23 protein-coding genes and 2 pseudogenes are annotated in these 22475 nt (G+C 61.0%); 15 read left to right on the top strand and 10 right to left on the bottom strand.

Features of this window, described 5'->3' with window-relative positions; genetic code table 11:
* Window positions 1–4: 4 nt before the first annotated feature.
* The 4 genes from M2343_RS00875 to M2343_RS00860 all read right to left on the bottom strand — a co-directional run bounded on the left by M2343_RS00875 (window position 5) and on the right by M2343_RS00860 (window position 7194).
* A complete protein-coding gene (locus M2343_RS00875; protein ID WP_264575235.1) occupies window positions 5–1987 on the bottom strand; it encodes an alpha/beta hydrolase domain-containing protein in 1983 nt (660 codons plus the stop codon).
* Window positions 1988–2089: 102 nt separating this feature from the next.
* Complete coding sequence (locus M2343_RS00870; RefSeq protein WP_264603849.1) at window positions 2090–4789, bottom strand: TonB-dependent receptor domain-containing protein; 2700 nt, start codon at window positions 4787–4789, stop codon at window positions 2090–2092.
* Window positions 4790–4894: 105 nt separating this feature from the next.
* A complete protein-coding gene (locus M2343_RS00865; protein WP_264575233.1) occupies window positions 4895–5665 on the bottom strand; it encodes a hypothetical protein in 771 nt (256 codons plus the stop codon).
* On the bottom strand, window positions 5665–7194 hold the full coding sequence (locus M2343_RS00860) for a hypothetical protein (RefSeq protein WP_264575232.1): 1530 nt from the start codon (window positions 7192–7194) through the stop codon (window positions 5665–5667). Before M2343_RS00860 ends, M2343_RS00865 begins: the two co-directional genes overlap by 1 nt.
* Before the next feature lie 158 nt (window positions 7195–7352).
* On the opposite strand from M2343_RS00860, the gene M2343_RS00855 reads away from it, so the two are divergent.
* Window positions 7353–7820, top strand: coding sequence for a MarR family winged helix-turn-helix transcriptional regulator (locus M2343_RS00855; RefSeq protein WP_264575231.1), 468 nt, complete (start codon window positions 7353–7355; stop codon window positions 7818–7820).
* Window positions 7821–8325: 505 nt separating this feature from the next.
* Here the strand turns inward: M2343_RS00855 and M2343_RS00850 are convergent.
* Window positions 8326–8838, bottom strand: coding sequence for a DUF3320 domain-containing protein (locus M2343_RS00850; RefSeq protein ID WP_264575230.1), 513 nt, complete (start codon window positions 8836–8838; stop codon window positions 8326–8328).
* A 168-nt stretch (window positions 8839–9006) separates the two neighbouring features.
* Window positions 9007–9612, bottom strand: coding sequence for a BRCT domain-containing protein (locus M2343_RS00845; RefSeq protein ID WP_264575229.1), 606 nt, complete (start codon window positions 9610–9612; stop codon window positions 9007–9009).
* A 352-nt stretch (window positions 9613–9964) separates the two neighbouring features.
* On the opposite strand from M2343_RS00845, the gene M2343_RS00840 reads away from it, so the two are divergent.
* Together M2343_RS00840 and M2343_RS00835 are read left to right on the top strand one after the other, a co-directional pair.
* A complete protein-coding gene (locus M2343_RS00840) occupies window positions 9965–10378 on the top strand; it encodes an MbcA/ParS/Xre antitoxin family protein (protein ID WP_264575228.1) in 414 nt (137 codons plus the stop codon).
* The gene (locus M2343_RS00835) at window positions 10375–11088 is read left to right on the top strand and encodes an RES family NAD+ phosphorylase (RefSeq protein ID WP_264575227.1); all 714 of its coding nucleotides are present in this window, start codon (window positions 10375–10377) and stop codon (window positions 11086–11088) included. Before M2343_RS00840 ends, M2343_RS00835 begins: the two co-directional genes overlap by 4 nt.
* Window positions 11089–11281: 193 nt before the next feature.
* Here the strand turns inward: M2343_RS00835 and M2343_RS00830 are convergent, their stop codons facing one another.
* Window positions 11282–11836: a TetR family transcriptional regulator gene (locus tag M2343_RS00830; protein ID WP_264575226.1), complete on the bottom strand. Its 555-nt coding sequence runs from the start codon at window positions 11834–11836 to the stop codon at window positions 11282–11284.
* A gap of 174 nt (window positions 11837–12010) precedes the next feature.
* Here M2343_RS00830 and M2343_RS00825 point away from each other — a divergent pair, with 174 nt between their 5' ends.
* From M2343_RS00825 to M2343_RS00815, 3 genes are all read left to right on the top strand, one after another.
* Entirely contained in the window at window positions 12011–12673 is a 663-nt protein-coding gene (locus M2343_RS00825) for an O-methyltransferase (RefSeq protein WP_264575225.1), read from the top strand.
* Between the two features lie 36 nt (window positions 12674–12709).
* Window positions 12710–13573, top strand: coding sequence for an NAD(P)H-binding protein (locus M2343_RS00820; RefSeq protein ID WP_264575224.1), 864 nt, complete (start codon window positions 12710–12712; stop codon window positions 13571–13573).
* 511 nt (window positions 13574–14084) lie between these two features.
* Window positions 14085–14351, top strand: a complete 267-nt coding sequence (locus M2343_RS00815) for a hypothetical protein (RefSeq protein WP_264575223.1) — start codon at window positions 14085–14087, stop codon at window positions 14349–14351.
* On the opposite strand, the pseudogene M2343_RS00810 reads toward M2343_RS00815, so the two are convergent.
* Both M2343_RS00810 and M2343_RS00805 read right to left on the bottom strand, forming a co-directional pair.
* Window positions 14337–14606: pseudogene (locus tag M2343_RS00810) on the bottom strand (hypothetical protein); the annotation flags it as partial. The gene M2343_RS00815 and the pseudogene M2343_RS00810 overlap by 15 nt on opposite strands.
* Window positions 14600–14885 (bottom strand): annotated as a pseudogene (locus M2343_RS00805) (transposase); the annotation flags it as partial. The pseudogenes M2343_RS00805 and M2343_RS00810, both read right to left, overlap by 7 nt.
* Window positions 14886–15649: 764 nt before the next feature.
* On the opposite strand from M2343_RS00805, the gene M2343_RS00800 reads away from it, so the two are divergent.
* The 3 genes from M2343_RS00800 to M2343_RS00790 all read left to right on the top strand — a co-directional run bounded on the left by M2343_RS00800 (window position 15650) and on the right by M2343_RS00790 (window position 16883).
* Entirely contained in the window at window positions 15650–16075 is a 426-nt protein-coding gene (locus M2343_RS00800; protein WP_264571026.1) for an OsmC family protein, read from the top strand.
* 109 nt (window positions 16076–16184) lie between these two features.
* Window positions 16185–16529 carry a glycine zipper 2TM domain-containing protein gene (locus M2343_RS00795; RefSeq protein ID WP_181560327.1) on the top strand — a complete coding sequence of 115 codons (345 nt, stop codon included), beginning with the start codon at window positions 16185–16187 and terminating at the stop codon, window positions 16527–16529.
* Between the two features lie 57 nt (window positions 16530–16586).
* On the top strand, window positions 16587–16883 hold the full coding sequence (locus M2343_RS00790) for a hypothetical protein (protein WP_264571027.1): 297 nt from the start codon (window positions 16587–16589) through the stop codon (window positions 16881–16883).
* A 53-nt stretch (window positions 16884–16936) separates the two neighbouring features.
* Here the strand turns inward: M2343_RS00790 and M2343_RS00785 are convergent, their stop codons facing one another.
* Window positions 16937–17350: a low affinity iron permease family protein gene (locus tag M2343_RS00785; RefSeq protein WP_413715996.1), complete on the bottom strand. Its 414-nt coding sequence runs from the start codon at window positions 17348–17350 to the stop codon at window positions 16937–16939.
* Window positions 17351–17657: 307 nt separating this feature from the next.
* Here M2343_RS00785 and M2343_RS00780 point away from each other — a divergent pair, with 307 nt between their 5' ends.
* The 6 genes from M2343_RS00780 (at window position 17658) to M2343_RS00755 (ending at window position 22457) form a co-directional block, all read left to right on the top strand.
* Window positions 17658–17843, top strand: coding sequence for a hypothetical protein (locus M2343_RS00780; protein WP_264575222.1), 186 nt, complete (start codon window positions 17658–17660; stop codon window positions 17841–17843).
* Between the two features lie 177 nt (window positions 17844–18020).
* Window positions 18021–19217, top strand: coding sequence for an ADP-forming succinate--CoA ligase subunit beta (sucC, locus tag M2343_RS00775; protein ID WP_264575221.1), 1197 nt, complete (start codon window positions 18021–18023; stop codon window positions 19215–19217).
* Complete coding sequence (locus M2343_RS00770; protein ID WP_181560331.1) at window positions 19217–19666, top strand: GFA family protein; 450 nt, start codon at window positions 19217–19219, stop codon at window positions 19664–19666. Before sucC ends, M2343_RS00770 begins: the two co-directional genes overlap by 1 nt.
* Window positions 19667–19715: 49 nt before the next feature.
* Window positions 19716–20462 carry an electron transfer flavoprotein subunit beta/FixA family protein gene (locus M2343_RS00765; RefSeq protein ID WP_181560332.1) on the top strand — a complete coding sequence of 249 codons (747 nt, stop codon included), beginning with the start codon at window positions 19716–19718 and terminating at the stop codon, window positions 20460–20462.
* Window positions 20463–20569: 107 nt separating this feature from the next.
* Window positions 20570–21499 carry an electron transfer flavoprotein subunit alpha/FixB family protein gene (locus M2343_RS00760; RefSeq protein WP_264575220.1) on the top strand — a complete coding sequence of 310 codons (930 nt, stop codon included), beginning with the start codon at window positions 20570–20572 and terminating at the stop codon, window positions 21497–21499.
* Between the two features lie 292 nt (window positions 21500–21791).
* Entirely contained in the window at window positions 21792–22457 is a 666-nt protein-coding gene (locus M2343_RS00755) for a DUF1345 domain-containing protein (RefSeq protein ID WP_264575219.1), read from the top strand.
* Window positions 22458–22475: the final 18 nt, after the last annotated feature.

The following is a 22475-nucleotide window of genomic DNA, read 5'->3' as shown; positions in this document are numbered from 1 at the left end:
GATCTCAGCGCGCGCCGGCTGTGGCTCCTGCCGATCCGCTCATCGCTTCGGCATAGCGCTTTGCCGAGCCGTCCATGATCGCCTTAGCATCTTCGGGCAGCATCAACCGTTCCGCCACGAGGCTTTGTGTCGTCTTGCGCATTTCAGCAACATAAGCGTCAACGGTCGGGTAGCGTTCTGCGATGGACAGACGCGGGTCGCCAAGCTTTTCGCGCGCCGCCTTTGTCGGCTCGAACGGCACGAAGGAGCCTGTGGCGGGGCAAAGTCCGGACCCCGTCGCCGAAGGATTCCAGCCAGTGTACGTGCCGAGCGGCACCATCAGCTCGGCATTGTGGATGCCCGCGACCGTGTTACCATCGGCGTCGGTCTTCAGCCGATAATCGGGGTAGGTCAGGCCCTCGACAAGATCGCCTGAAGCGGGATCAGCAAAATTGAAGGTCTGAAAGCTGGTGTCGACGACCATTTGCGGAATTTTCGGGAAGCGCGCTTGCATCTCGGCCAGGCTGATCAGCGTCCCGTCGCTGCGCATGGGGTGTCGACTGGCAGGCGGGGCGCGATCGGCAGTGACCCACTGATCCAGCGCCACGAGCAGGCTGCGCATGGGCTGCGCATAAGGCATCGGATTGCTCAGATTTTTGCACATCGTCCGCTCCGCCTTCCGGGCGGGACCATGCTGCGTGCCCGCAAGAAGGTATACGCGGACGTTGTCGGGGATCTGCACATCCTCTCCCTTGGTGTCCGTGTAGAGCAGGCTCGTGCCGAACGACATCTCGGATTCGGAGTCTGTGTGGATGATCTTAGGGCAAGTGCCCAGCGCCGAGCAGCGCATCAGCACGCCATCATATTGCCGGCTGATCGGATCGAACATGGCGGCATAGGTGAACGGGAAGGCGCCGTATTTGTCGCCGGGCCGACCGAACGGCTCGTTCTGCGAGTTGAGGCTGGCGCCCGAGATGTGGATGAACGCGCCATCGACGACCTGCCGGCCCTGCTCGTCGTCATTGAACAGATAGACGAGGGTCTTGACCGTGCGCCCGGTCTGCGAGGCGCCGAATGCAAAGGTCTTGGTCAGGGGTTTACGGCCATTTTCGCGCAACGGGTTGCCTGCAGTCTCATGCCGGAAGAAGGACATGAGATCGCGCATGGAGGTGAGCGCGAGACCATAAACGAACGGATCTTTAGCCTCATATACGAACTCGACAGGGCCGCCAGCGCCAGCGGGGCGCATGACTCCCACCTCAAGCTCGTTCACATAGCGCCAGGTACTGCCGTCACGCAGCGGCTCTGTGGATCCTACGGCACGCAGATAGGCGCCCTTGTCCGCGACGTTCGCAGCAGGATAGGTCAGGTAGATCTTGCGATCGCCGGCCTGTCCACCAAAGCCCTCTCCTTCAATCACACGGCCAGTGATCGGCGTGGCGTTGGTACCCCGCGCAATTGGGAGCCGGGCCTTGAGGCTTCCTGAATCCGGCAAGCGGCTGCCATAGCCCACGGCCATGGTTTGCGCCTTGGCCAAGGGATAGCCCGGCTGCCAACCACTGAACACGATCGTATAGCCCTGCTTCATGAGGAAGCCATCGCCGGCGGCTTCCGGGCTATCGAGCGGCGCCGGGGCAGCGCCGTTGAACTGGCCCAACGACAGCGGGCGCCCTCGATTGACCGGCTCATAGAACAGGTGTCCGTTGCCGGCGGACGGATTGGTCGGGCGCAAGATCCAGACGTCCGTATCCATCTCGACCAGACCTTGGGCATTGCGTGGCGCGCGCTGTAGGTTCTTGACGCCCGCATTAGCCGGAAGGTTTGGATCCACCTCGAAATGCGCCACGGCGCGCACCCACTCATAACTACCGACCGCGCCAAAGCTCTTGCCGCCAAACGCTGCCTTCACTTCGCTCACATCAATACGGCTGACGCGGGCAGCCGCCGGGTCTGACGCCGCTGTCGCGATGGTGACGCTGAGCAGCAAGGCGCTCATGAACCTGGACATTCAGACCTCTCCTAGTTTTTACCGCCGGCCCATCATCTGGCGGCCGATCTCCTCAACGGCGCGACGGCGGAGGCATGGTGCAGCCGCCGTCGCGTTCAGCGATCACCAGCGGAACCGCACACCAGCCGTAATGTAGCGACCCATGATGCTGGCGACCTGTGCATCATAAGGCAGATTGCCAGAGAGGACGATCGGAGGATCGCGATCGAACAGGTTCTGTACGTCCAGACTGAAGGTCACGCCATTCAGGCCAAACGCTGCCGGCTCGTCGATCGTATAGCGCAAGCTCATGTCGGTGGTGAAATAGGCGGGCACTTCAGCACCAGGCACGACGGAATCGTTCAGATAGCCCTTCGTGTAGTTGAAGTAGAAATTGCCGGCGAAACCACCGGACTGGTAGCCTAGCGTACCACGCCCCTTGAGTGACGAGGGATTGTTGATCGTATCAAGATCCTGCTCGAGCACAGAATTAGGGGCAATCTTGCGCTTGTAATTGAGCAGATAGGTCGCCGCCACGCCGAGGTTGATCGTTCCGGTGCCGGCATCGATGGCATAATCGATCGTGCCTTCCAGCCCGTCCGTGTCCAGCAGGCCGACATTGACCTTCCGGCCATCGACATAGGCGCCGATGGTGGTCGGATCTTCCTTCACGCCGGTGTAGAAGTAAGGCGAGTTCTGCCAGAAATTGACCAGATCCGCGCTCGGGTTGCGGACGACGAGATTGCCCAGCAGCGGCTCGCGGGCCGGCGTCAAGGCCAGCACGTCAGAGCCAGGCCCCTCGATGCGATCCTTGTAGTTCACATTGAAGTAGGTGAGGCCGATGCGCAGTCCCGGGACGGAGATTGGCGCGAGATCAGCGCCTAGCGACCACGTGGTCGCCCGCTCGGGGCCAAGGTCCAGGTTGGAACCGCGCACCCACAACGTCCGGGTCTGACCCGACGGAGAACTCGGGTCCGTGAAGTCCTGAAACGCGATCGTCAGAACCGACGGATCGATGTCTGACAGGGTTGGCGCTCGGAAAGAGCGGCCGTAGGTGCCGCGGAACGATAGCCCCGTAAACGGTCGATAGTTGAACGACAGCTTTGGGTTCACCGTCGAGCCGAAGTCGCTGTAGTCATCATAGCGCACGGCGCCAGCGACAGACAGCTCTTCGATGCCTGGTGTGCTGTTGGAGCCGCTGACAAGCGGAACATACAGCTCACCATAGACCGACTTCACGGTGCGCTTGGTGTAGCTGGGCCGATAGCTGATCGTGCCGACATTTGCGGTATTGGCATTATCGCGGAAGTAGCTGTTGAGATGGTGGTCCTGATATTCGCCACCCACGGCAAAGCGCACGGCGCCGCCGCTTATGTCAAAGAGCGGCCCGTCCAGTTTGATGCCGAAGTCCGCCATGCGGTATTCGACACCAATGTCGCGAAAACCGAGAATCCGGTCGAGCGTCGCAGGGTTGTTCTGGCCGCCAGACCCAAATGGATTGAACGCGGTCAGCGGGGATGTATCCGCCAGCACCTGTTGCATTTGGGGAATATTCAGAACGGGCTGGTGACGCTCATCGTCGTTGCCGCTGTAGGAGCCGTAGCCACTCAGGGTCACGCCCGAGCCGAGATTGGCTTCAAACCCGGCAGCACCTTGCCAGGCGAGTTGCGTGCCATAATGCTGCTGCGATCCGAAATCGCCCGAGAAGCTGTAATTCACGAGCACGCTTGCGGCAGCGGGATTGGTCGGGTGAACGAAGAAGGGATTGCTGCGGGGAACGGTGAGATTGCTCGTAATGGGACCAATCTTCCGATCCGACTTGCGGTCGGTGTAGAAACCTTCCGTCCAAAGCTCGATATCAGGCGTCACCCGCTGGCGGACTGTCGCAAGGACGGAATGCCGTTCCTGACCCGGAATCGCGTCTGCGCCCAGAAACGCGCTCTCACGATTGGGGCGGCCAAGAATGAGATCGGAAGGTTGCAGGTCGGTGCCGTCCTGCCCGGCCGGGATCGCATAGCGTGTCCCTCCGACCTGGATGTTCCCCGGGCTTGCCGCGAACAGTCGCTGATCCGTGCCGCCATAGGGGCGAAGATCGTCTGTGTAGAGTGTGCGCGCCGACGCCCGGAGTGCTTCTCGACGGTTATACTCATAGGAAATGACCGCGCTGCCGCCGCCCCACTGGATCCCGCCAACGCCGCCGAGGATGAGGTTGGGCGCATCGCCGCGCGCGCTGATGCCGCTCTTGGCGTATACTTCCAGCCCTGAGAAGGGACGGCGTGTGACGATGTTGACCACACCGCCGACGGCATCGGATCCATAGACCGCAGAACCCCCGTCCGCCATGACCTCCATGCGGCCGATCGCGGAGGTCGGGAAGACCGAGGGATCGAAGAATTGTGCCTGCGTGCCGGCCGGTGCGAGACGGCGGCCGTTCAGCAAGGTTAGTGTTGCTGTAGTCCCGAGACCACGAAGGTTGATGCCATTGCCGCTGGTAATGTTCGCGGCAGAGCCATTGGCGCCGCCGAAATACTGGTCGTTTGCGCCCAGGCCGACAACCGAGGGCACTTGCCGAAGAAGTTCGGCCGTTGTGGTGGCGGGCTGAGCCTGAATGGCCTCCTGATCGAGAGACACAACCGGGGCGCCGACGGGCGCGACGCCGCGAATGCTGGTGCCCGTCACCACGATGTCGTTGAGGTCGTTGTCGGTGGCGTCGCTCGCCAGGCCGGACTGCGCCATTACCAGCGCCGATTGAGATGCCAAAATGGCAATCAGGCTCGCCCTGATCGCCATCGTGGTGCGCAAATTCTCCCTGTTCTTCGTCATCATTACCCTCCCTTGAAACTTTATATTTTCGTCACGTCATATGTTCGATTGATCGCCGGACGCTTGTGATCGGCTGCCGGGTCACCGACGCGCAGCCAGCGACAGTCACGGCTCGACGGTGATCTCGGTCTTCCGCTCACCCGCATCACCCGTCTTTGGCTCGTCGTCCCAAGAGACGACGTAGTTCGGGGAAGTGAGGCCCGCTCCCTGAAGCAGACTCGCCGCCTCCCTGGCCCGCAGTTCGGAGAGGCCTTTCCGCTCGGTCAGCGCATCTCCGTCGCTTAGAATCGTGCGGCCCCGATAGCCTTTGATGACGATGGCGCGCGCCTGGACCTGCCTTGCATAGTCCATCACGGCGACCAGGAACCGCGGATGCCGGAACCCGACCGTGCCGTCGAAATCATAGCGCAGCTCGAACGAGCGGCTTTTGTATGGCGGCACGACCTTCTCCGGCTCCGGGAAGGAGAATGCCAGCCGTCCGCGGCTCGGACCGGGCGGGCGTGGCGATTCAAAGGGCAAAGTATACCTGTCTTCGGCCATCAGCAGCGTCTGGCAGTAATCAGCCCGTTCGGGCATCACGGACACAATGACATTGCGCAACGGGATGCCGCCACAAATCCGGGGTTCGTTCGTTTTCTCGCCCTCGACAAGAACCTTATGGCCCAGCGACGGAGGAGAGAAGGGCGCGCTCACATCCGTCTGGATGCCGAGATAGTAGGTCTCCCCGTCATGCTCGGCCAACCAGCACGGAACCGTTTTGGTGTCGCGCACGATGGGGCAGGACACAAAGGCCAGATGATCTTCCGCAGCGCGGGCTGCAGAATGGAGCGTGAATGCGGCTAGAGCCAGCCCGCGCAGGATGACAGTGCGCCGCATCACAGGCTCGCCAGGAAGATCTCGAGGTCGAGTCTTTCCTGCTCCGTGAACTGAATATTGTAACGCCGATCGTAGAAGTCGATCAGTTCCCGAATGCTGGCGGCTGAACCATTGGAGAAGTAGGGCGCGCGGGAGGCCAACGCCCGGAACTGCTGCATCACGATTGTTCCTACGTCGTTGCATTTGCCGGAAATCAAGGCCCGCCCGGGGTCTTGCGTATAGATCACCCGGCCGAGGTAGGGATGCGCCGGCACCCCGGCTTTGCAGGTGACCTTGAACAGCGGCATCTCTGCCTTCTGGTCGGTCCAGGGATTGGCTGGTACTTCCTTTGCCCAAGGCAGATTCGTCGTGCCGAGATCCATCCAGCCATTGGCGGTATCCATGCCCGTCATGTGCATGCCGTGGCAGGTTGCGCATGTCCGCTTCGTGGGGTTTCCAAGACCAACGGTGTTGAGATGCATGGAATCCTTGATCCAGAACGTGCGGAACATGAAGATGTCCTGCCCGCGCAGAATGGCTTCACGTTTGGCGCGCTGCTCGCGCGTTTCGCTCGGTTTGGCGACTTTCCAAGCTTCCCCCATGGGGAAAACGTAACGGGTCGTGTTGTTGCCGAGCACACCGGCCTCGCCACGCGCAAGATTGCGTGGACCGAATGCCGGCGGGCCGTCTGCTTCGACCAGACTGCCAGCCTGCGCCATGCTCACCTGAGCAGCGTATACGCGGCGCTCGAAATCCTCGATCTGGCTCGTCTGGGCAGCGGTGAGCCGGCCCTTGAACTCCAGGTGCGTGGCTGCAGCGTCCCGCATTTGAACTTTGAGCGTCGGGAAGCGCGCATCGCTCATCAGGTTCATGCTGGTGGGGCGGCCCGTCTCCGGATCGCGCGCAGTCGGCAGTCCATTTTTTCCGATGAACGGGCTGACCCCGAAATTCTGGTGCGTCGTATATTTGACGTTCGCAACGGGACGAGGCCTGCGATACACGGATATTCTGGGCTGACTACTGGTGAGGCCATATCTGGCATCGGTGTTGCAGCCGGTCGGATCGCGCACGACTTCGATGGTAAATTCGGGATCGATCGCCTTTCCGTTAGGGTCTTTTGGAGGCCAGGGGAGGCTGATCCGAAACAGGCCGCGGTGGAGCAACAGGGAGTGCGAAGCGGGGTCGCCTGGTGTCAAGGTCGGGCAGTTGGCGCCATCGACCATAGCGAAGATCGGATCTTTGCCCTTGGTTTCAGTCCATCTTTGCTGGATCGATGCGACTGACAGGCCCATGCCATCGGAGGGCTGGTGACAACTGACGCAGGCGCGTCCGTTGGCCCCGATTGGTTCGAAGAAAGCGTGCCCCTTAGTGACGATAGGGGCGCCTACGGTGTAGATACCAACTTCGCCCCACACATTGGGATATGTCAGCATCTCAGGTATCGTCTTGTCTAGGCCGGGCGACCACCAGTCGCGCTCGCTCGTTTTGGCCGCGGGGCTTGGATCGCTCTGTGCCGATACCTGATATGCCACACCAGCAGTCAGGATCAATCCAGACGCCAGTAACATGGCGCCTGACAACCTTCCAAACACAGCCCTCTCCCCGATAACTCCATTTCATAGTTATATATGAACTTAACTTTTTGCAAGTGGCCAAGTCTCGTGGCGGAGGTTAAGATCGAAGGCCTGGCGCCCAAGGGAAGTGACTGATGAGCTCAGAGCCACAGAACGCGTTGCAGTTTGGTTTTCTCGGGGAGCACATCGGGTTCCAGCTGCATTTGTGCGGGCGGGCGGTCTGGCGGCTGTTGAGGCCGAGTTCCAAGGCGCGCGCCAGCAGGCGACCTTCCGGCTTTAATAGTGCCGTCGTGATCATAGGGTGTAATCCGGGCATCTCCCCCAAGCGTCTGGCAGAAGCCCTTTATCTCGATCCTCAAGCGACGAACTCGATCCTGGATAGACTGGAGGACGAAGGCTTCGCTGACCGCGTCCGATCCCCCTCAGACCGCAGGCGCGTAATGCTTTCGCTCACTAAAAGGGGTGAGGAAGAAATGTCTGTCGTCGAGACGCGTAGTAAACGACAAGAAGATCAACTAGCGAAAAGCTTGACCGACGAGGAACGGGAGACGCTGATTGCGTTACTAACAAAGGTCAGGAACAACATCATGATTTCAAGCTGAAGATACGTGATTTCAGATTTTGTAGAGCTTCGTCCCGTTTTATCGCAACCGAGACGGAAACAGCACCGCTTGGATCGGTCTTAACCTACAGGATATTGGATTAATGAACGAAGGGCAGCTTGGCGCGGTCAGGCTCGTAAGGAGACTTACCGGATTGTCCGACAAAGCTGCCTCGACACTCTGCTCCCAGAGCAGACGCGCTACGCGGCTGAACGAACGGTTGTTTTGCTCGCTAGCCAGCTATTAGCGGACAGTTCGGAACGTCCAACAGCACTGACATAGCTGAGAAAGCTCTCGCGGGCTGACGAATGGCCGGTTTCGGTGCAACGGGACGTTCCCAGAAGCAACGACGACCGGCAGCAAAGTCCCAAGCTCGGTCACTCGCTACCATACCAGTTTGATGAACGCAGGGCAGGTTTTAGGAAGCCGTTTCGAGCAGTAGAATGTCTGAAATGTTGGCGTCTGCAGTCGTGAGCAGCCTATCAGAGGACCTTAGAGCCGCCGCCTATGGTCGAGGGATAACCAACAGTCCCGCTTGCTGTACCAGGCGTCCCACAGCGATCAATTCATCCACCCGTCGGACGATGATCTCCCGCAGCTGTGCACTGGTCGCAGAAAATCCGAACGCTCGCGATATCGCCGGGACAAGATCATCGACGCCGGCACCAAAATTTGCGGTGACAATCTGCATCGCCGCCAGTTCGATTTCGGCTGGCGGGAGCATTTCCGGCTTCCGTAGGGAGTTGGAGCTCACAATTGACCGATCGCGAACAACGGTCTCCTGACCAGGCGCTAGGTAGAATGGTCCTCCATCAAGGGACGCTCGCGACTTTGCGACGACGACCGCGCTTTCGATCACCTGCCGGATCCGGGAGCCTGCTCGTGCCAACCCCCAAAGTGAGCGCAGACGTGCGACAATCTCATCGAAATGGATTGGCCCCTCAATCTCCACGATCTTCGAAACATATTCAGCCAGGAGCCCGAGGGGCGCTTCGTGCAGCTCGAAAGCCGTGTTCACTGGAAAGTTCGCCTCGACGTAAGCCAGGGAAACCGAATGGTTTTGAGCTGCGCTGCTCACAACGGCCGTCAGGACGTCCGTATCATCGACGATCTCTGCGTCGAACGATAAGCGGGCGTTGCTTTCATAACCACCTATCAATGAACGGCATAGACCTACAGGAAGTAATTAGAGATGCGCGGCCCAATGCTCCTCAGCGATAATCGAAATGGGAGCGCCGGCATTCCGCATCTCGACCGCTTTGAGAATCTTATTTCCAAATGACGAATGCTTCCAAGACTCGGTGGCATAGGCGCCGATCACAAGGTAATTGGTTGCCTTGGTGAGGCTCCCCCCGGTCCCGCCCCTCGACGTCACTGCCTCTTCGCAATGTTTCCTTTGTCCAAAACTGAACGTGCCAGTGAAGCAGTACGCCATACCCTCAAAAGTGACGATCGGCGCGGGGTGACAGAGTGGAAGCGACGTCGCTTTGGAAGCTTCGCCCAGTTCGGCATCCCCCGCGGTAAATGCGCTCAACGCAGAGAACAGGTCACTGCACTCCTCCGAATCGGCCACCCCGTCCGCTAGGATAGCCCTGACTCGATCGTACAAAGTGGCAATGAGGGGCTGCTGGCTAACGGAGAGATTCGCCACCAGCCATTTCTCAAGGAAGTGCACTTCAGCGGAATTAATCGAGCCGTCGGCAATCAGCCCTCGCGCTAAACCGATCAGTTCGTCGACCTGCCTCGACTGTAGCCTATCGCTATTCACGCGATTCAATGCCTGTTCGTCCATAAGCGCCCCTCCGCCTGGAAACTAATGTTGCTTACCTTGGAATAACGATCAAGTCGCCCTGCTTAATCGACGGAAATGGCCGCCTTTCGAAAGCTGAACAGACGACAGGTATTGGGAAGGCCCAAAGCCAACGGGAAGCTCACGTAGCGGTCTGAATGTCTGCAAGTGGGGCGGCTAGAGCCATGCCGTTCTCCAAGATCGTTGATCCCGCGAGGCGCAGCGACGGTTAAGGGGCGGCGTTTGGTATCGAATGTTAGGTAGGAACGATAGCTAACGCATTCTGATCCCTCTTTCATGTTGCCATTTGACATCAAATTATATATCTAATGCCATTATGTAATCGGAGATGACGATGGCGCTTGTAACACTGATCGAGACCGAGCCTTGGCCATTTCGACCGGAGCCAGTCACCGACGAAGAAGCCGCCGCTATGTTTCGTGCGGTGACGAGGTTGTTTGGGCTGTGGGATCTGACGGACGAACAAGCCTCGGTCCTTGTCGATCTGCCACTCCGGACCTACCGGCGCTGGAAGGCTGGCGATTTGGGCAGGATCGATCGCGACGGAAAGGCCCGGCTTTCGAACATGATGGGGATCCACAAGGCGCTGCGGATCATCTTTAGCGACCCCGCTCGCGGCTATCGCTGGATCAAGTCTACCAACGAGGCATTCGGCGGCCGATCGGCACTCGATATCATGTTGGGCGGCGAACTGACCGATCTGATGCGCGTGCGGCGCTATCTGGATGCTGAGCGCGGCAGCTGGTGATTGACCGCAAGGCGATTGCGCAGGCCCATGTCGAATGGACTAGCGCCCGTCGCATCATTCGAAGTGCCTATCCGCCGATCGATCTGTTCGAGGACATCGCCCATCCGGCGGACTGGCCGCTTCTGATTTCCGCAGAGCAGAAGACCAATCCTCGATTGATGGAGACAATCGGCGCACTCGACCTCATTCCGTCCGAGCGTCGCGTAGGCGGCCCCGGCGCAAGCTATCTCATGGCGCCGTTCACTCACTTCAGTCCCGATCGACCAAGCCGATTTACGGCAGGGCACTTCGGCGTCCTCTATGTTGCCGACAGTTTCGAAACCGCTCTCTCTGAAACGATCCATCATCACCAGCGCTTCATGGCCAGGACGGCCGAGCCTCCGGGATGGACATCCCGGTTTCGGGAGATTGTCATCGACGTCGATGTCATCGCGCACGATCTGCGCGACGAAGCACTCTATGCCGATGCGCTGCGTCCTGACGATTATGCAGAGAGCAAGCGACTGGGCGCCGATCTTCGAGCGGCTGGGTCAGATGGTCTGATCTATCCAAGCCGGAGACAGGCCGGGGGCGAATGCGTTGCGCTCTTCTACCCCGATCGCGCTGCCAACCCTGTCCAGGGTCGGCATCTCGACTATCATTGGAATGGGTCTCGCGTCGATTTCTACCGAGAGCCAGCGACCGGGAACGTCATTCAGATTACGCTGTGAGCGGCTGCATTCTGAATGACATATCCGCAGAGGGTGACGCCCTCAGCTATATCTCACTTAGGTTGGATCGGTGCATATGATTGACTTGCGGGATGGCGTGACCGACCGGCAGCTTTCGGAGTTCGCATCTGGACACTCGGATGACTTCTGTGTCGGCGGTAGCAGCCTCGGAAGCGCGCGCATCGCGATACCGCTAGCGCTTCGCTAGCTGCGCCAGATAAGCGCAGAACATGTCGGCGAGCGCATCCGCATAGTCGATAATCTCTGCGTCGCTTCGTGGCGTCGAGGAAAAGTTGCTGCCTACTTCGCTGAGTGTTGTCTTGATGAGATCGCCGGCGCGCTGGCGCCCTTCCTCGGTCGCATTCGGCAGCACTTCGCGCATGAAATCGCCGACAATGTCTGCCGAGGTGGTGCGGAACTCAATCGCTTCCGGGGCGTCGCGATAGAGCGGTGCCGCGTCGTGGAGCGCGCCGCGGATCGGCGCCTCCTCGCACTCGGACCGCAGAAAGGCGTGAACGAGCGTGCGCACCCGGACCATCGGGCGCTTGTTTCTGTCCGCTAGGATGCCGCGCAGCAGATCGGACGTGCGGCGCCACTCGTCGCTCTGGAGGCGGAAGAGGATCGACGCCTTGTTGGGGAAATATTGGTAGAGCGACCCGACGCTGACACCAGCGCGCTCGGCCACGCGGGCCGTGGTGAATCGCTGCGCGCCTTCGGCCGTCAAAACCTGAACAGCCGCATCCAGCACTGCTCCAACAAGGTCGTTCGAGCGTGCCTGTTTTGGCTGTTTTCTCGAGGAAACGCTGGCAGTCCGGGGGCTCGGCACTAGGGCATCCATTCAATGCGAATAGGAAAGGCGACGAATTATTCGTATTTTCCCGGTCGAGCAACATCCAAGTCGCTCGATCATCGGAGACCTATCATGACCACGCTCGTCAGCGCCCCGGTGGCGCCACTGATCGATCGCCTCTTCGCAGAGGCCGACGCCCATTCTCCGCTTGCCAACGCGGTGTTCGCCGCGATTTCGAAGGATGAGCAACAGCGGCTGATGCGCAGCAAGACGGACTATCGCTCCTTTTATGCTGAGCTCAAGGACTATGCACTGCCGGTGTCGCGCGATACCGGCCGACTGCTATATATGCTGGCGCGCGCCATGCGGGCAGAGACCATCGTCGAGTTCGGGACGTCCTTTGGTCTCTCGACGCTGCATCTGGCGGCGGCGCTGCGCGACAATGGGGGCGGACGGCTCATCACCAGCGAGTTCGAACCGTCCAAAGTGGCCGCGGCCAAAGCGAACATCGCCGCAGGCGGCCTGTCCGACCTGATCGAGTTTCGCGAGGGCGACGCGCTGGAGACGCTCGCAAGCGACCTGCCCGAGACCATCGACCTGCTGCTGCTCGATGGCGCCAAGGCGCTGTATGGCGACATTTTATTGCTGGTCGAGGACCGGCTGCGCCCCGGCGCGGTCATCTTGGCCGACAATGCCGATTATTGCCCGGACTATCTCGCCCATGTGAGCGCGACCGAGAATGGCTACATCACCCTGCCATTCACCGACGAGGTCGAGTTGTCGATCCGGCTTTGAGCGACCGGCGACTTTCAGATCGATTGGAGATTCAAGATGATCGTCATCACCGCACCGACCAGCCAGATCGGTAGCAAGCTCGTCGGCACGCTGCTGGACGCCGGCGCGCCTCTCCGCCTCATCGTCCGTGATGCCGGCAAGCTGCCCGCGAGCGTTCGGGACCGTGTCGAGCTACTCGAGGGATCGCATGGTGACCCCGCCATCGTCGATCGCGCGTTCGACGGGGCAGACGCCCTGTTCTGGCTCGCCCCGCCGGACGTGACGAAGACGCAGGAGCAGGCCTATCTCGACTTCACCCGACCGGCCGCGAAGGCGATCCGCCGCCACGCCGTCCCGCGTGTGGTCGCGATCACTGCGCTGGGGCGCGGCACGCCCTGGCAGGATCGTGCCGGCCTCGTCACGACCTCGCTCCGGATGGACGATCTGCTGATGGCGAGCGGGGTCGCCTATCGCGGCCTGGCAATGCCCTCCTTCATGGAGAATACGGCCCGTCAGGCCGGCGTCATCCGCGAGAAGGGCCTGTTCGTCGGCCCGATCCGGCCCGACCGCAAGCTCCCCTTGACCGCGACCCGCGACATGGCGACGGCCGCCGCTCGGCTGCTCACCGACCGGGACTGGACCGGCCAGTCTGACCTACCTGTGCTCGGCCCGGAGGATCTGTCGTTCGATGATCAGGCGGTGATCCTCTCCGAAGTGATCGGTCGCCCGGTGTCCTACCAGCAGATATCGTTCGACCAGTTCAGGCAGCAATTCCTCGATCGTGGCGCGAGCGAATCCTTCGCGCAGGGCTATGTCGACATGTATCGCGCCAAGGACGAGGGCATCGACAATGTCGCCCAACGCTCGCCCGAGACGAGCGGGCAGACAAGCTTCAGGACGTTCTGTAAGGCGATTTTCTAGACTGAGGGCCGACTGGCGCCGTCCGACTGATGTAAGAGGTTAGCTGAACGGGCGTCCGCTTTGGAGGCGAGCATCTGGCCATGAAAATGTCCGACTCCAGGGCGAATGTGCATATTGCGCGGACACCTCAAATGAGCCGTCCTTGCCCTAAGGGCAATTAGGGTTTGGGCATCATGTAACCTGCAACCGCATTACGCCGTCCGGCAGTCCTTGAATGCTAAAATCGATCTCCGGCACGCGACGCAGCTTAGGCGGAGGCACTTATAGATGGCAGCTAAGCATCGAGTTAGGGGTGACAACCAGACTGCATGCTGCGATAGTCGAGATGCGCCGACGAGAAGCGGCGTGGGGCTTGGTAACCCCGCAAGCAGCAGAGGCTTGGCCAGTTATGGCCGGGTCGCTGTCGCGTATGTCCAAGGCTTGCCCAAAGGCGTCAGCGCATTCGGGCTCTGCTACGGATGTTACCAAGGCCCGGTTTAAGGCAGGCGGTGACTGACAAATGCGCATTAGGATGTCCGGCAGCTATAGTATCTACGATTTCCAAGATGCGATGGACTGCATCATTCAGACGCTTAGATTGAATGGTGTTAGAGAACTGAGGTCGGTAAACATTTACCTCCGCCCGCACGATGGTGACAAAGAGTTGAGCTTCACCGACCAAGAGACCGGCGCACCCTTCAATATCCTGAAGTACGGCGGCCGCAAGGAGCGTGAGTTCCGCGTGATTTCGCCGCGTTTTGGTCCAGCGCATGAAGATGAAGATTCAGGAATTAAGTAAGTCATCGGTCCTCGCGGCGCGGCCAACATTCCCAAGGCCATTCGACTTAATTACGCGGCCATGGGGCGTGTCGTCCAGCATGGCGTAGGAACGCTCCTCCGCTTCGGCAGGTGGTATATCGCCAATAGGCGCGAGGAGCCTGTGGTTATTGAACCAGTCACCCCATTCCAGCGTGGCGTACTCAACGGCCTCAAAGGATCGCCAGGGACCACGCCGGTGGACCACCTCGGCCTTGTAAAGGCCGTTGATGCCGACGCCTTGCGCGGGATCTCGTTGGCTTGGCGCAGCTCGCGGTTCTCGCGCTCCAGCGCCTTGAGCTTGTCAGCCACATCGGGTGGGCACGCCGGCCCGCTTGCCGCTGTTCACCTCGGCCTTCTTCACACACTCCAGCAACGTGTGCCCCGAAGAGCCGATCTTCTCGGCAATGGATGTGATCGCGGCCCAGCTGGACGGATGGTCGCCTTCGTGATCCAGCACCATGCGGACCGCCCGCTCACGAACCTCTGGTGCAAACTTGTTCGTCGTCTTGCTCATCGTAGACCCTTCCTCTCAGGAGTTAGGGCTTCGGACAATCCTGGGGGGTCAGAACGCTGCAGATAACTTCGATATCAACCTCTATACTCGTTATCGCTGCCGACGAAGCGTGCCCAATCAAGTGGGAGCCATCAGGATGCTTCATATGAAAATGGCCAAATTAGTTTGTCGGCCGCTATGCACTGACCGTTCAACCCCAGAGCGTGGACCATGGTTATACAAAGGCATTATCAGGAGGAAAAGATTGCAGTCTTAGCTCAGAAGGGGGTAAAATTCGGCAAGCTTCAGCCTCCCCGGCAAAACTTAGCGCTGATGGTCTGGAAACAGGGCCCAGCCCCCAAAATTCCGCCTTCGGCGGTTGCGTTTATCAGACTTCAAAGATGAACTTTGAAGTCTGATAAACACTCAAAGGTTTACACTTTCGGTCGGATTTTGTAATATTTTTGTTTATATCCAATAATTTAACCCAAGTTTACGATCGAGAGCGTCCCATAATGCCAGTGATCCCCCGGATCATCGGCACGTTGCGGCTCGGCACTCTCGCCTGCCAGTAAGGAGCGGGCATCGTCCACTCAATCGATCCCATATGGGCCGGAGCGCATGGCGTCTCCGGCCCATATCTTTGGCGGGCGACGCCCCGCCTCCATGCATTGTCGCCAAATCCCCCAGCAAAGATGGTACGACCTGGCACGCCACCGTTCAGGCAACCGAGCGCAGGGGCGTTCGTTCAACGATATTGCGCAACGCGTTCAAGGAGACAGCATATGACCACCCGGACAGCATCGGCTCAATATGAAGGCATGGGCAAGGCCGGCAAAGGCCGCCTCACCACCCAATCCGGCGTGCTCAAGGAGCAGCCCTATGGCTTTGGCACGCGGTTCGGCGATGAGCCCGGCACCAATCCCGAGGAGCTGATCGCGGCGGCCCATGCCGGTTGCTTCACCATGGCGCTCTCCTTCGCGCTGGAGCGCGCCGGCTATGCGGACGGGTCGCTCGACACCAAGGCTTCGGTCAAGCTCGAACAGGGCGACGGCGGCTTTACGATCACCCGCTCAGACCTAGTGCTGGAAGCCACCGTCCCCGGCATAGACCCCGATGAGTTTGCGCGGATCGCGGAAGAAGCGAAGAAGACCTGCCCGGTCTCGAAGCTGCTCAATGCCGAGGTGACGCTGGAACATCGCCTGAGCTGATCCGGCACGCGAGCGCGCAGCAGGACAGGTTCTGCGAGCCCTCGGAACGACCTCGCCTTCTAGCCGTTATGTCTGCCAACAAGGGCAGGACGATCAGAAAGGCAAGGACATGACTTTCGCAGGATTTCGCACACCGGCCATCGCACTCGCGGCCGCGACCATGACCCTCGCAGGGTGCAGCGATATGGGCCTCGGCGGCGGCCCCGGCTATGCCTCCAACAATGATGGCTATGTGCTGGGCGCCAATGACCCGATCTATCGCGACGACCGCGGCGGCTACTATTGCCGCAAGCCGGACGGTACGCGCGGCGCGATCATCGGCGGCCTTGCCGGTGGCGTTCTCGGTAACATCATCGCGCCCGGTGGCAGCAAGACGATCGGCACGATCATCGGCGCTGCGGGTGGCGCCGTGGCGGGCCGAGCGATCGAACGCGGCGAGGTGCGCTGCCGCTAAGGCCTCGCCGGCCAACGCAAACGTGCTTCGCAAAATTTCGCAAATCAGGAGAGCATCATGCTGAAAACATTTTTCTATGGAGCGGTCGCCGCCTTCATCGGCTCGAAGCTCAAGAAGATGAACGATGAGGGACGCCTCGAGCCGTATAAGGATCGCGCGCGCAAGCGCGCTCAGGAGCTCAAGGACAAGCTGGCGGAACATCGCCAGACGTCCGAGACGGATACGGCCCGGCAGGAGATCGGCAAATCGCTGTCGTCCGGCAAGGCACAAGCCAATGCTTCGGCATCGCCGGATGTTTCGAAGCCCGCAAAGGCCCATCCCTGGCCGGTTGATCCACAGGCCATGCCGAGCTGAGCGATTAGTCCTCCACATGAAACGGGCGCCCGAACGGCGCCCGTTTTGCTTTGTCAGCGGCGCTCGATCAGCCTGTTCAGCTCCACCTGGCGCTGGGCGATCAATTCCGGCACCGCGTCGATTTCCTTCTCCAACGCATCGCGCAGGCTGCAAATCTGCGCATCCGTAAGGTGCTCGATGCCGATATAGCCATTCTGCGCGGACTCGATGGCGCGGATAATCTCGTCCAGCTTGACCTGCATCGCGCTCGCGTCGCGGTTCTGGGCATTCTGGATCAGGAACACCATGAGGAAGGTCACGATGGTCGTGCCGGTGTTGATCACCAGCTGCCAGGTATCGGACCACTGAAAGAGCGGCCCGCTGACCCCCCATATGACGATGATGCCCAAGGCGAGAACGAAGGTGAATGGCTGGCCCGTCCAGCTCGCCATGCGACTGGCGAAACGGGTGAAAAACATCTCGATCATGTTGCGCATTCCAGCAGGGAGGATGCGGCGGATGTGTAACCGGTCGGGGCCGGGCTGGCCAGCACGCAGGCACGCCCACCGAGGTTGCTGCGCCCGCCTGTGCGCCAAGACAGAGCAGCCGAAACGCAGGCTCTAGGCATGAGCCTTCTGGCCGGCTACTCTCCCGCGCATGAAGCTCACCTCCGCCCGCGCGCTTGCCGCCCTCGCCCTGCCCGCAGCCATTTTGTTGAGCAGCTGCGCGACGCCGGAAAGTCGCATTCGCGCAGGGCTCGTGCGCGCTGGCCTCAGTGAGCCTATGGCGGGCTGCATGGCGCGCACCCTCACGGATCGCCTGAGCAATGCGCAGCTTCGCCGGATCGCGACGCTGACCGATGGACGCGGCATCGACCCCAACCGGACGACGGTGAGCGAAATGGTCCGCCACCTGAGTACGCTGGGCGATCCCGAAATCCTGCGGGCGGCAACAGCCTCGGCCATTAGCTGCGCGATCTGACGCATACACCTGACGTCGTCCAGCCAATCCGACTTGTGACGCCTTGGTCCAAGGGCGCGCTGGGCCACGCGTAAATAGCGTATCCGAACCGTCGATTTTGCAACTTTGCAAATTACGCCGGCGTCGGCTTGGGCTATGGCGCGGCCAACCTCTTCTCAGGCTCAGGATACTGCACCCATGAACATCCATGAATATCAGGCCAAGGAACTGCTCGCGAAATTTGGCGCCCCCGTCCCCGCCGGCCATGCCGCGCTGACCGTGGCGGAAGCCGTCGAGGCCGCCAAGTCGCTCCCCGGCCCGCTCTATGTGGTGAAGGCGCAGATCCATGCTGGCGGGCGCGGCAAGGGCAAGTTCAAGGAGCTCGGTCCGGATGCCAAGGGTGGCGTGCGGCTGGCCAAGACGATCGACGAAGTCGAGGCGCACGCCAAGGACATGCTCGGCAACACGCTGGTGACGATCCAGACCGGTGAGGCCGGCAAGCAGGTCAACCGCCTGTACATCACCGATGGCGTCGACATCGAAAAGGAATTCTACCTCGCCCTCCTCGTGGACCGCGCCAGCGGCCGCATCGCCATGGTCGCTTCGACCGAGGGCGGCATGGACATCGAGGAAGTGGCGCACTCCACGCCCGAGAAGATCCACACCATCACCATCGACCCGGCGACCGGCTTCATGCCGCATCATGGCCGCCGCGTGGCTGCCGCGCTGGAGCTTTCCGGTGATCTCGCCAAGCAGGCCAGCAAGGTCGCCGGCGCGCTGTACAAGGCGTTCCTCGGCACTGATGCCAGCCAGATCGAGATCAACCCGCTAGCCATCGCCGGCGGCAAGATCCAGGTGCTGGACGCCAAGGTCGGCTTCGACGGCAATGCCCTGTTCCGCCACCCGGACCTGATGGAATTGCGCGACGAGACCGAGGAAGACCCCGCCGAACTGGAAGCGAGCAAGTACGACCTCGCCTACATCAAGCTGGATGGCGATATTGGCTGCATGGTCAACGGCGCTGGCCTTGCCATGGCGACGATGGACATCATCAAGCTCAATGGCATGTTCCCGGCCAACTTCCTCGATGTGGGCGGCGGCGCCTCCAAGGAGAAGGTGACGGCGGCGTTCAAGATCATTCTGAGCGACCCCGCGGTGAAGGGCATTCTCGTTAACATCTTCGGCGGCATCATGCGCTGCGACATCATTGCCGAGGGCATCGTCGCGGCGGCTAAGGAAGTGAACCTCTCGGTTCCGCTGGTCGTGCGGCTTGAGGGCACCAACGTAGCGCAGGGCAAGGAAATCCTCGCCAATTCCGGCCTCGCCATCGTGCCGGCCGACGATCTGGGCGATGCCGCCAAGAAGATCGTGGCCGAGGTGAAGGCACTGGCCTGATGCAGAGCGCGGCAGAGGGCGGTTGCCGCTGTGGCAAGCTGCGCTTCCGGGTGACCGGAGCGCCGCTGTTCACGGCGGCCTGCCACTGCCGCGGCTGCCAGCTGATGACGGCGAGCGCTTTTTCGCTCACGAGTTGCTATTTCTCGGCCCGTTTCGAGGTGATGGCGGGCGAACCGGTGATCGGTGGATTGCACGGGGCAACCCGGCATTTCTTTTGCGATCATTGCCTGAGCTGGGTGTTCACGCGACCTGAAGGCATGGACGAGATCGTCAACGTGCGTACCACCTTGCTGGACGTGCCACCGACGGACCCGCCGTTCCTCGAAACCTATACCTCGGAAGCGCTGCCCTGGGCGGTCACGAAAGCCAGACACAGCTTCGAGACCTTCCCGCCCATGGAGCAGTTCCAGCCCCTCATGGCGGAATTCGCCGGTCTCGCGCACGATTGACGTTAACGTGAACGTCAACTAACATTTGAATGTCTTAAGGAGAGCGCAGATGAAAATCCTCGTCCCCGTAAAACGGGTGCTCGATTACAATCTCAAGCCGCGCGTGAAGGCGGACGGGTCCGGTGTGGACCTTGCCAACGTCAAGCTGAGCATGAACCCCTTTGACGAGATTGCCGTCGAGGAAGCCATTCGCCTGAAGGAAAAAGGCGTCGCGACCGAGATCGTCGCGGTCTCCATCGGCGAGGCGAAGTCGCAGGAGACGCTGCGCACGGCACTGGCCATGGGCGCGGACCGCGCGATCCTGATCACCCATGAGGGCGTGGCCGAGCCGCTGGCGGTGGCCAAGCTCCTCAAGGCGATTGTCGATGAGGAGCAGCCGGGGCTGGTGATTCTCGGCAAGCAGGCAATCGACGATGACAGCAACCAGACCGGCCAGATGCTCGCCGCGCTGCTCGGCTGGGCGCAGGGCACCTTCGCCAGCAAGGTCGAGGTCTCGGGCGATACGGCGAACGTGACGCGCGAAGTGGACGGCGGGCTGGAAACGGTGGCGCTCAAGCTGCCGGCCATCGTGACCACCGACCTGCGCTTGAACGAGCCGCGCTATGCCTCGCTGCCCAACATCATGAAGGCCAAGTCCAAGCCACTCGCGCAGAAGACGCCGGCCGATTACGGCGTGGACATGACGCCGCGGCTGACGACGCTGACGGTGACTGAACCGGCCAAGCGGCAGGCGGGCGTGAAGGTGAACAGCGTGGATGAGCTGGTCGAGAAGCTGAAGGTGCTTGGGGTCGCCTGAGCGACCGATCACTTTTCCGTTCGTGTCGAGCGAAGTCGAGACACGCCGCGCACAACGCTTCTCGACTTCGCTCGAAGCGAACGGGATGCGGATGAAGGGACAGGATAATGAAGACACTGGTTCTGGTCGAGCATGACAATGCCACCCTCAAGGATGCGACCCTGCCGGTCGTGACCGCCGCCGCCAAGCTGGGCGAGGTGCATTTGCTGGTCGCAGGCAAAGGTTGCGCCGCCGTGGCCGAGCAGGCCGCGAAGATCGCGGGCGTGGCCAAGGTTCATCTCGCCGATGATGCCGCGCTGGAGCACCAGCTCCCCGAGAATGTCGCACCGTTGATCGTCGACCTCATGGGGCATCATGACGCCTTTCTCGCGCCTGCCACGACAACCGGCAAGAACATCGCGCCGCGCGTCGCCGCCTTGCTCGACGTGATGCAGATTTCGGACATCATCGCGGTGGATGGGCCGGACACGTTCACGCGCCCGATCTATGCCGGCAATGCCATCGCGCAGGTGAAGACGAGCGACGCCAAGCTGGTCATCACCGTGCGCGGCACCGCCTTCGACAAGGCGGCGCCCGAGGGCGGATCGGCTCCGGTGGAGGCCGTGTCCGGCACCGGCGATGCCGGCACCGCGCGCTTCGTGTCCGCCGAGGTGGCAGCCTCGGAGCGGCCCGAGCTGACCAGCGCCAAGGTGATCGTTTCGGGCGGTCGTGGCGTCGGCAGCGGCGAAAATTACAAGGCGCTCATCGAGCCGCTGGCCGACAAGCTCGGCGCCGCTGTCGGCGCCTCCCGGGCGGCGGTGGATGCGGGCTTCGTGCCCAATGATTATCAGGTCGGCCAGACCGGAAAGATCGTGGCGCCGGACGTCTACATCGCCGTCGGTATTTCCGGCGCCATCCAGCACCTTGCCGGCATGAAGGACTCCAAGACCATCATCGCCATCAACAAGGACGAGGATGCGCCGATCTTCCAGGTGGCCGACGTCGGACTGGTGGGCGACCTGTTCCAGATCGTGCCGGAGTTGACGAGCAAGCTCTGAAGCGCGGGTTGAATTTGGCAGAATGCGGGCGCGTCGATATTGGACGCGTCCGGGTTCTGCGGGGCCAAGACCGGATCATGTTGGCGCTCGGACCGTCCAGAAATGTTGTTTGTCTGAATAACGGAAGTCAGAGATCGAGGAGCCTGAGCGTCGCTCCTGAACGCGAGCGTTGGCGGACCCAAGCGAGGGTTACGCTTTACGCAGCTTCTCGTTTCAACCGGTGACACGCGCCGGCGCTAGCAGATGAAGAAACAAGGTTCGGCAGGCAATTTCGCCCGCTATAGTCGCACCGATGGCTCTTGACCTTGGACGGCGCCTTGCGCCCATACGCTTCCTCGCTTTTGCGGCGATCCTGCTTGTCAGCCTGCCGCTGCTGCATCCGGTTCTGGGCTGGCGTCATGCCATGATGGCGGGATTCGACGTCGCGGCCGGCATCTTTCTGCTGTCCGTCTGGCCTTTGCTGGCGCGCGCCGGCCCGGATCAGATGCGCCAGTCGGCCGCGCGGAACGATGCCAATCGCACCTTGCTGCTGGGGATCACCGGCGCGGTCTCGCTGGTGGTGCTCGTCGCGATCTTCTCCGAGCTTGAGAACAGGCACGATCCCGGCATCGAAGCCATGGCCCTGGTCATCGCGACCCTGGCACTGGCGTGGATCTTCTCCAACATGGTCTACGCCCTCCATTATGCCCATATGTTCTACGTGCGGAGCGAGGGCGACACAGATGACGAGGGCAGCGCGGATGCGCGCGGCTTCGACTTTCCCGGCACCAAGGAGCCGACCTATTGGGATTTCGTCTATTTCAGCTTCACGCTGGGCATGACGTTCCAGACCTCGGATGTGGCGGTCACCTCCACCTCGGTCCGGCGCGTGGCGACGATCCACTGCCTTGCCGCCTTCGTCTTCAATCTGGGCGTACTGGCCTTCACGATCAACGTGCTGGGCGGCAGCGGCAACTGAGCCCGTCGCGCCGGCTGC

This window comes from Sphingobium sp. B8D3B (assembly GCF_025961875.1).
Classification (GTDB): domain Bacteria; phylum Pseudomonadota; class Alphaproteobacteria; order Sphingomonadales; family Sphingomonadaceae; genus Sphingobium.
Note: the sequence above shows the minus strand (reverse complement) of the source record. Positions and strands in the feature narration are given on the sequence as shown.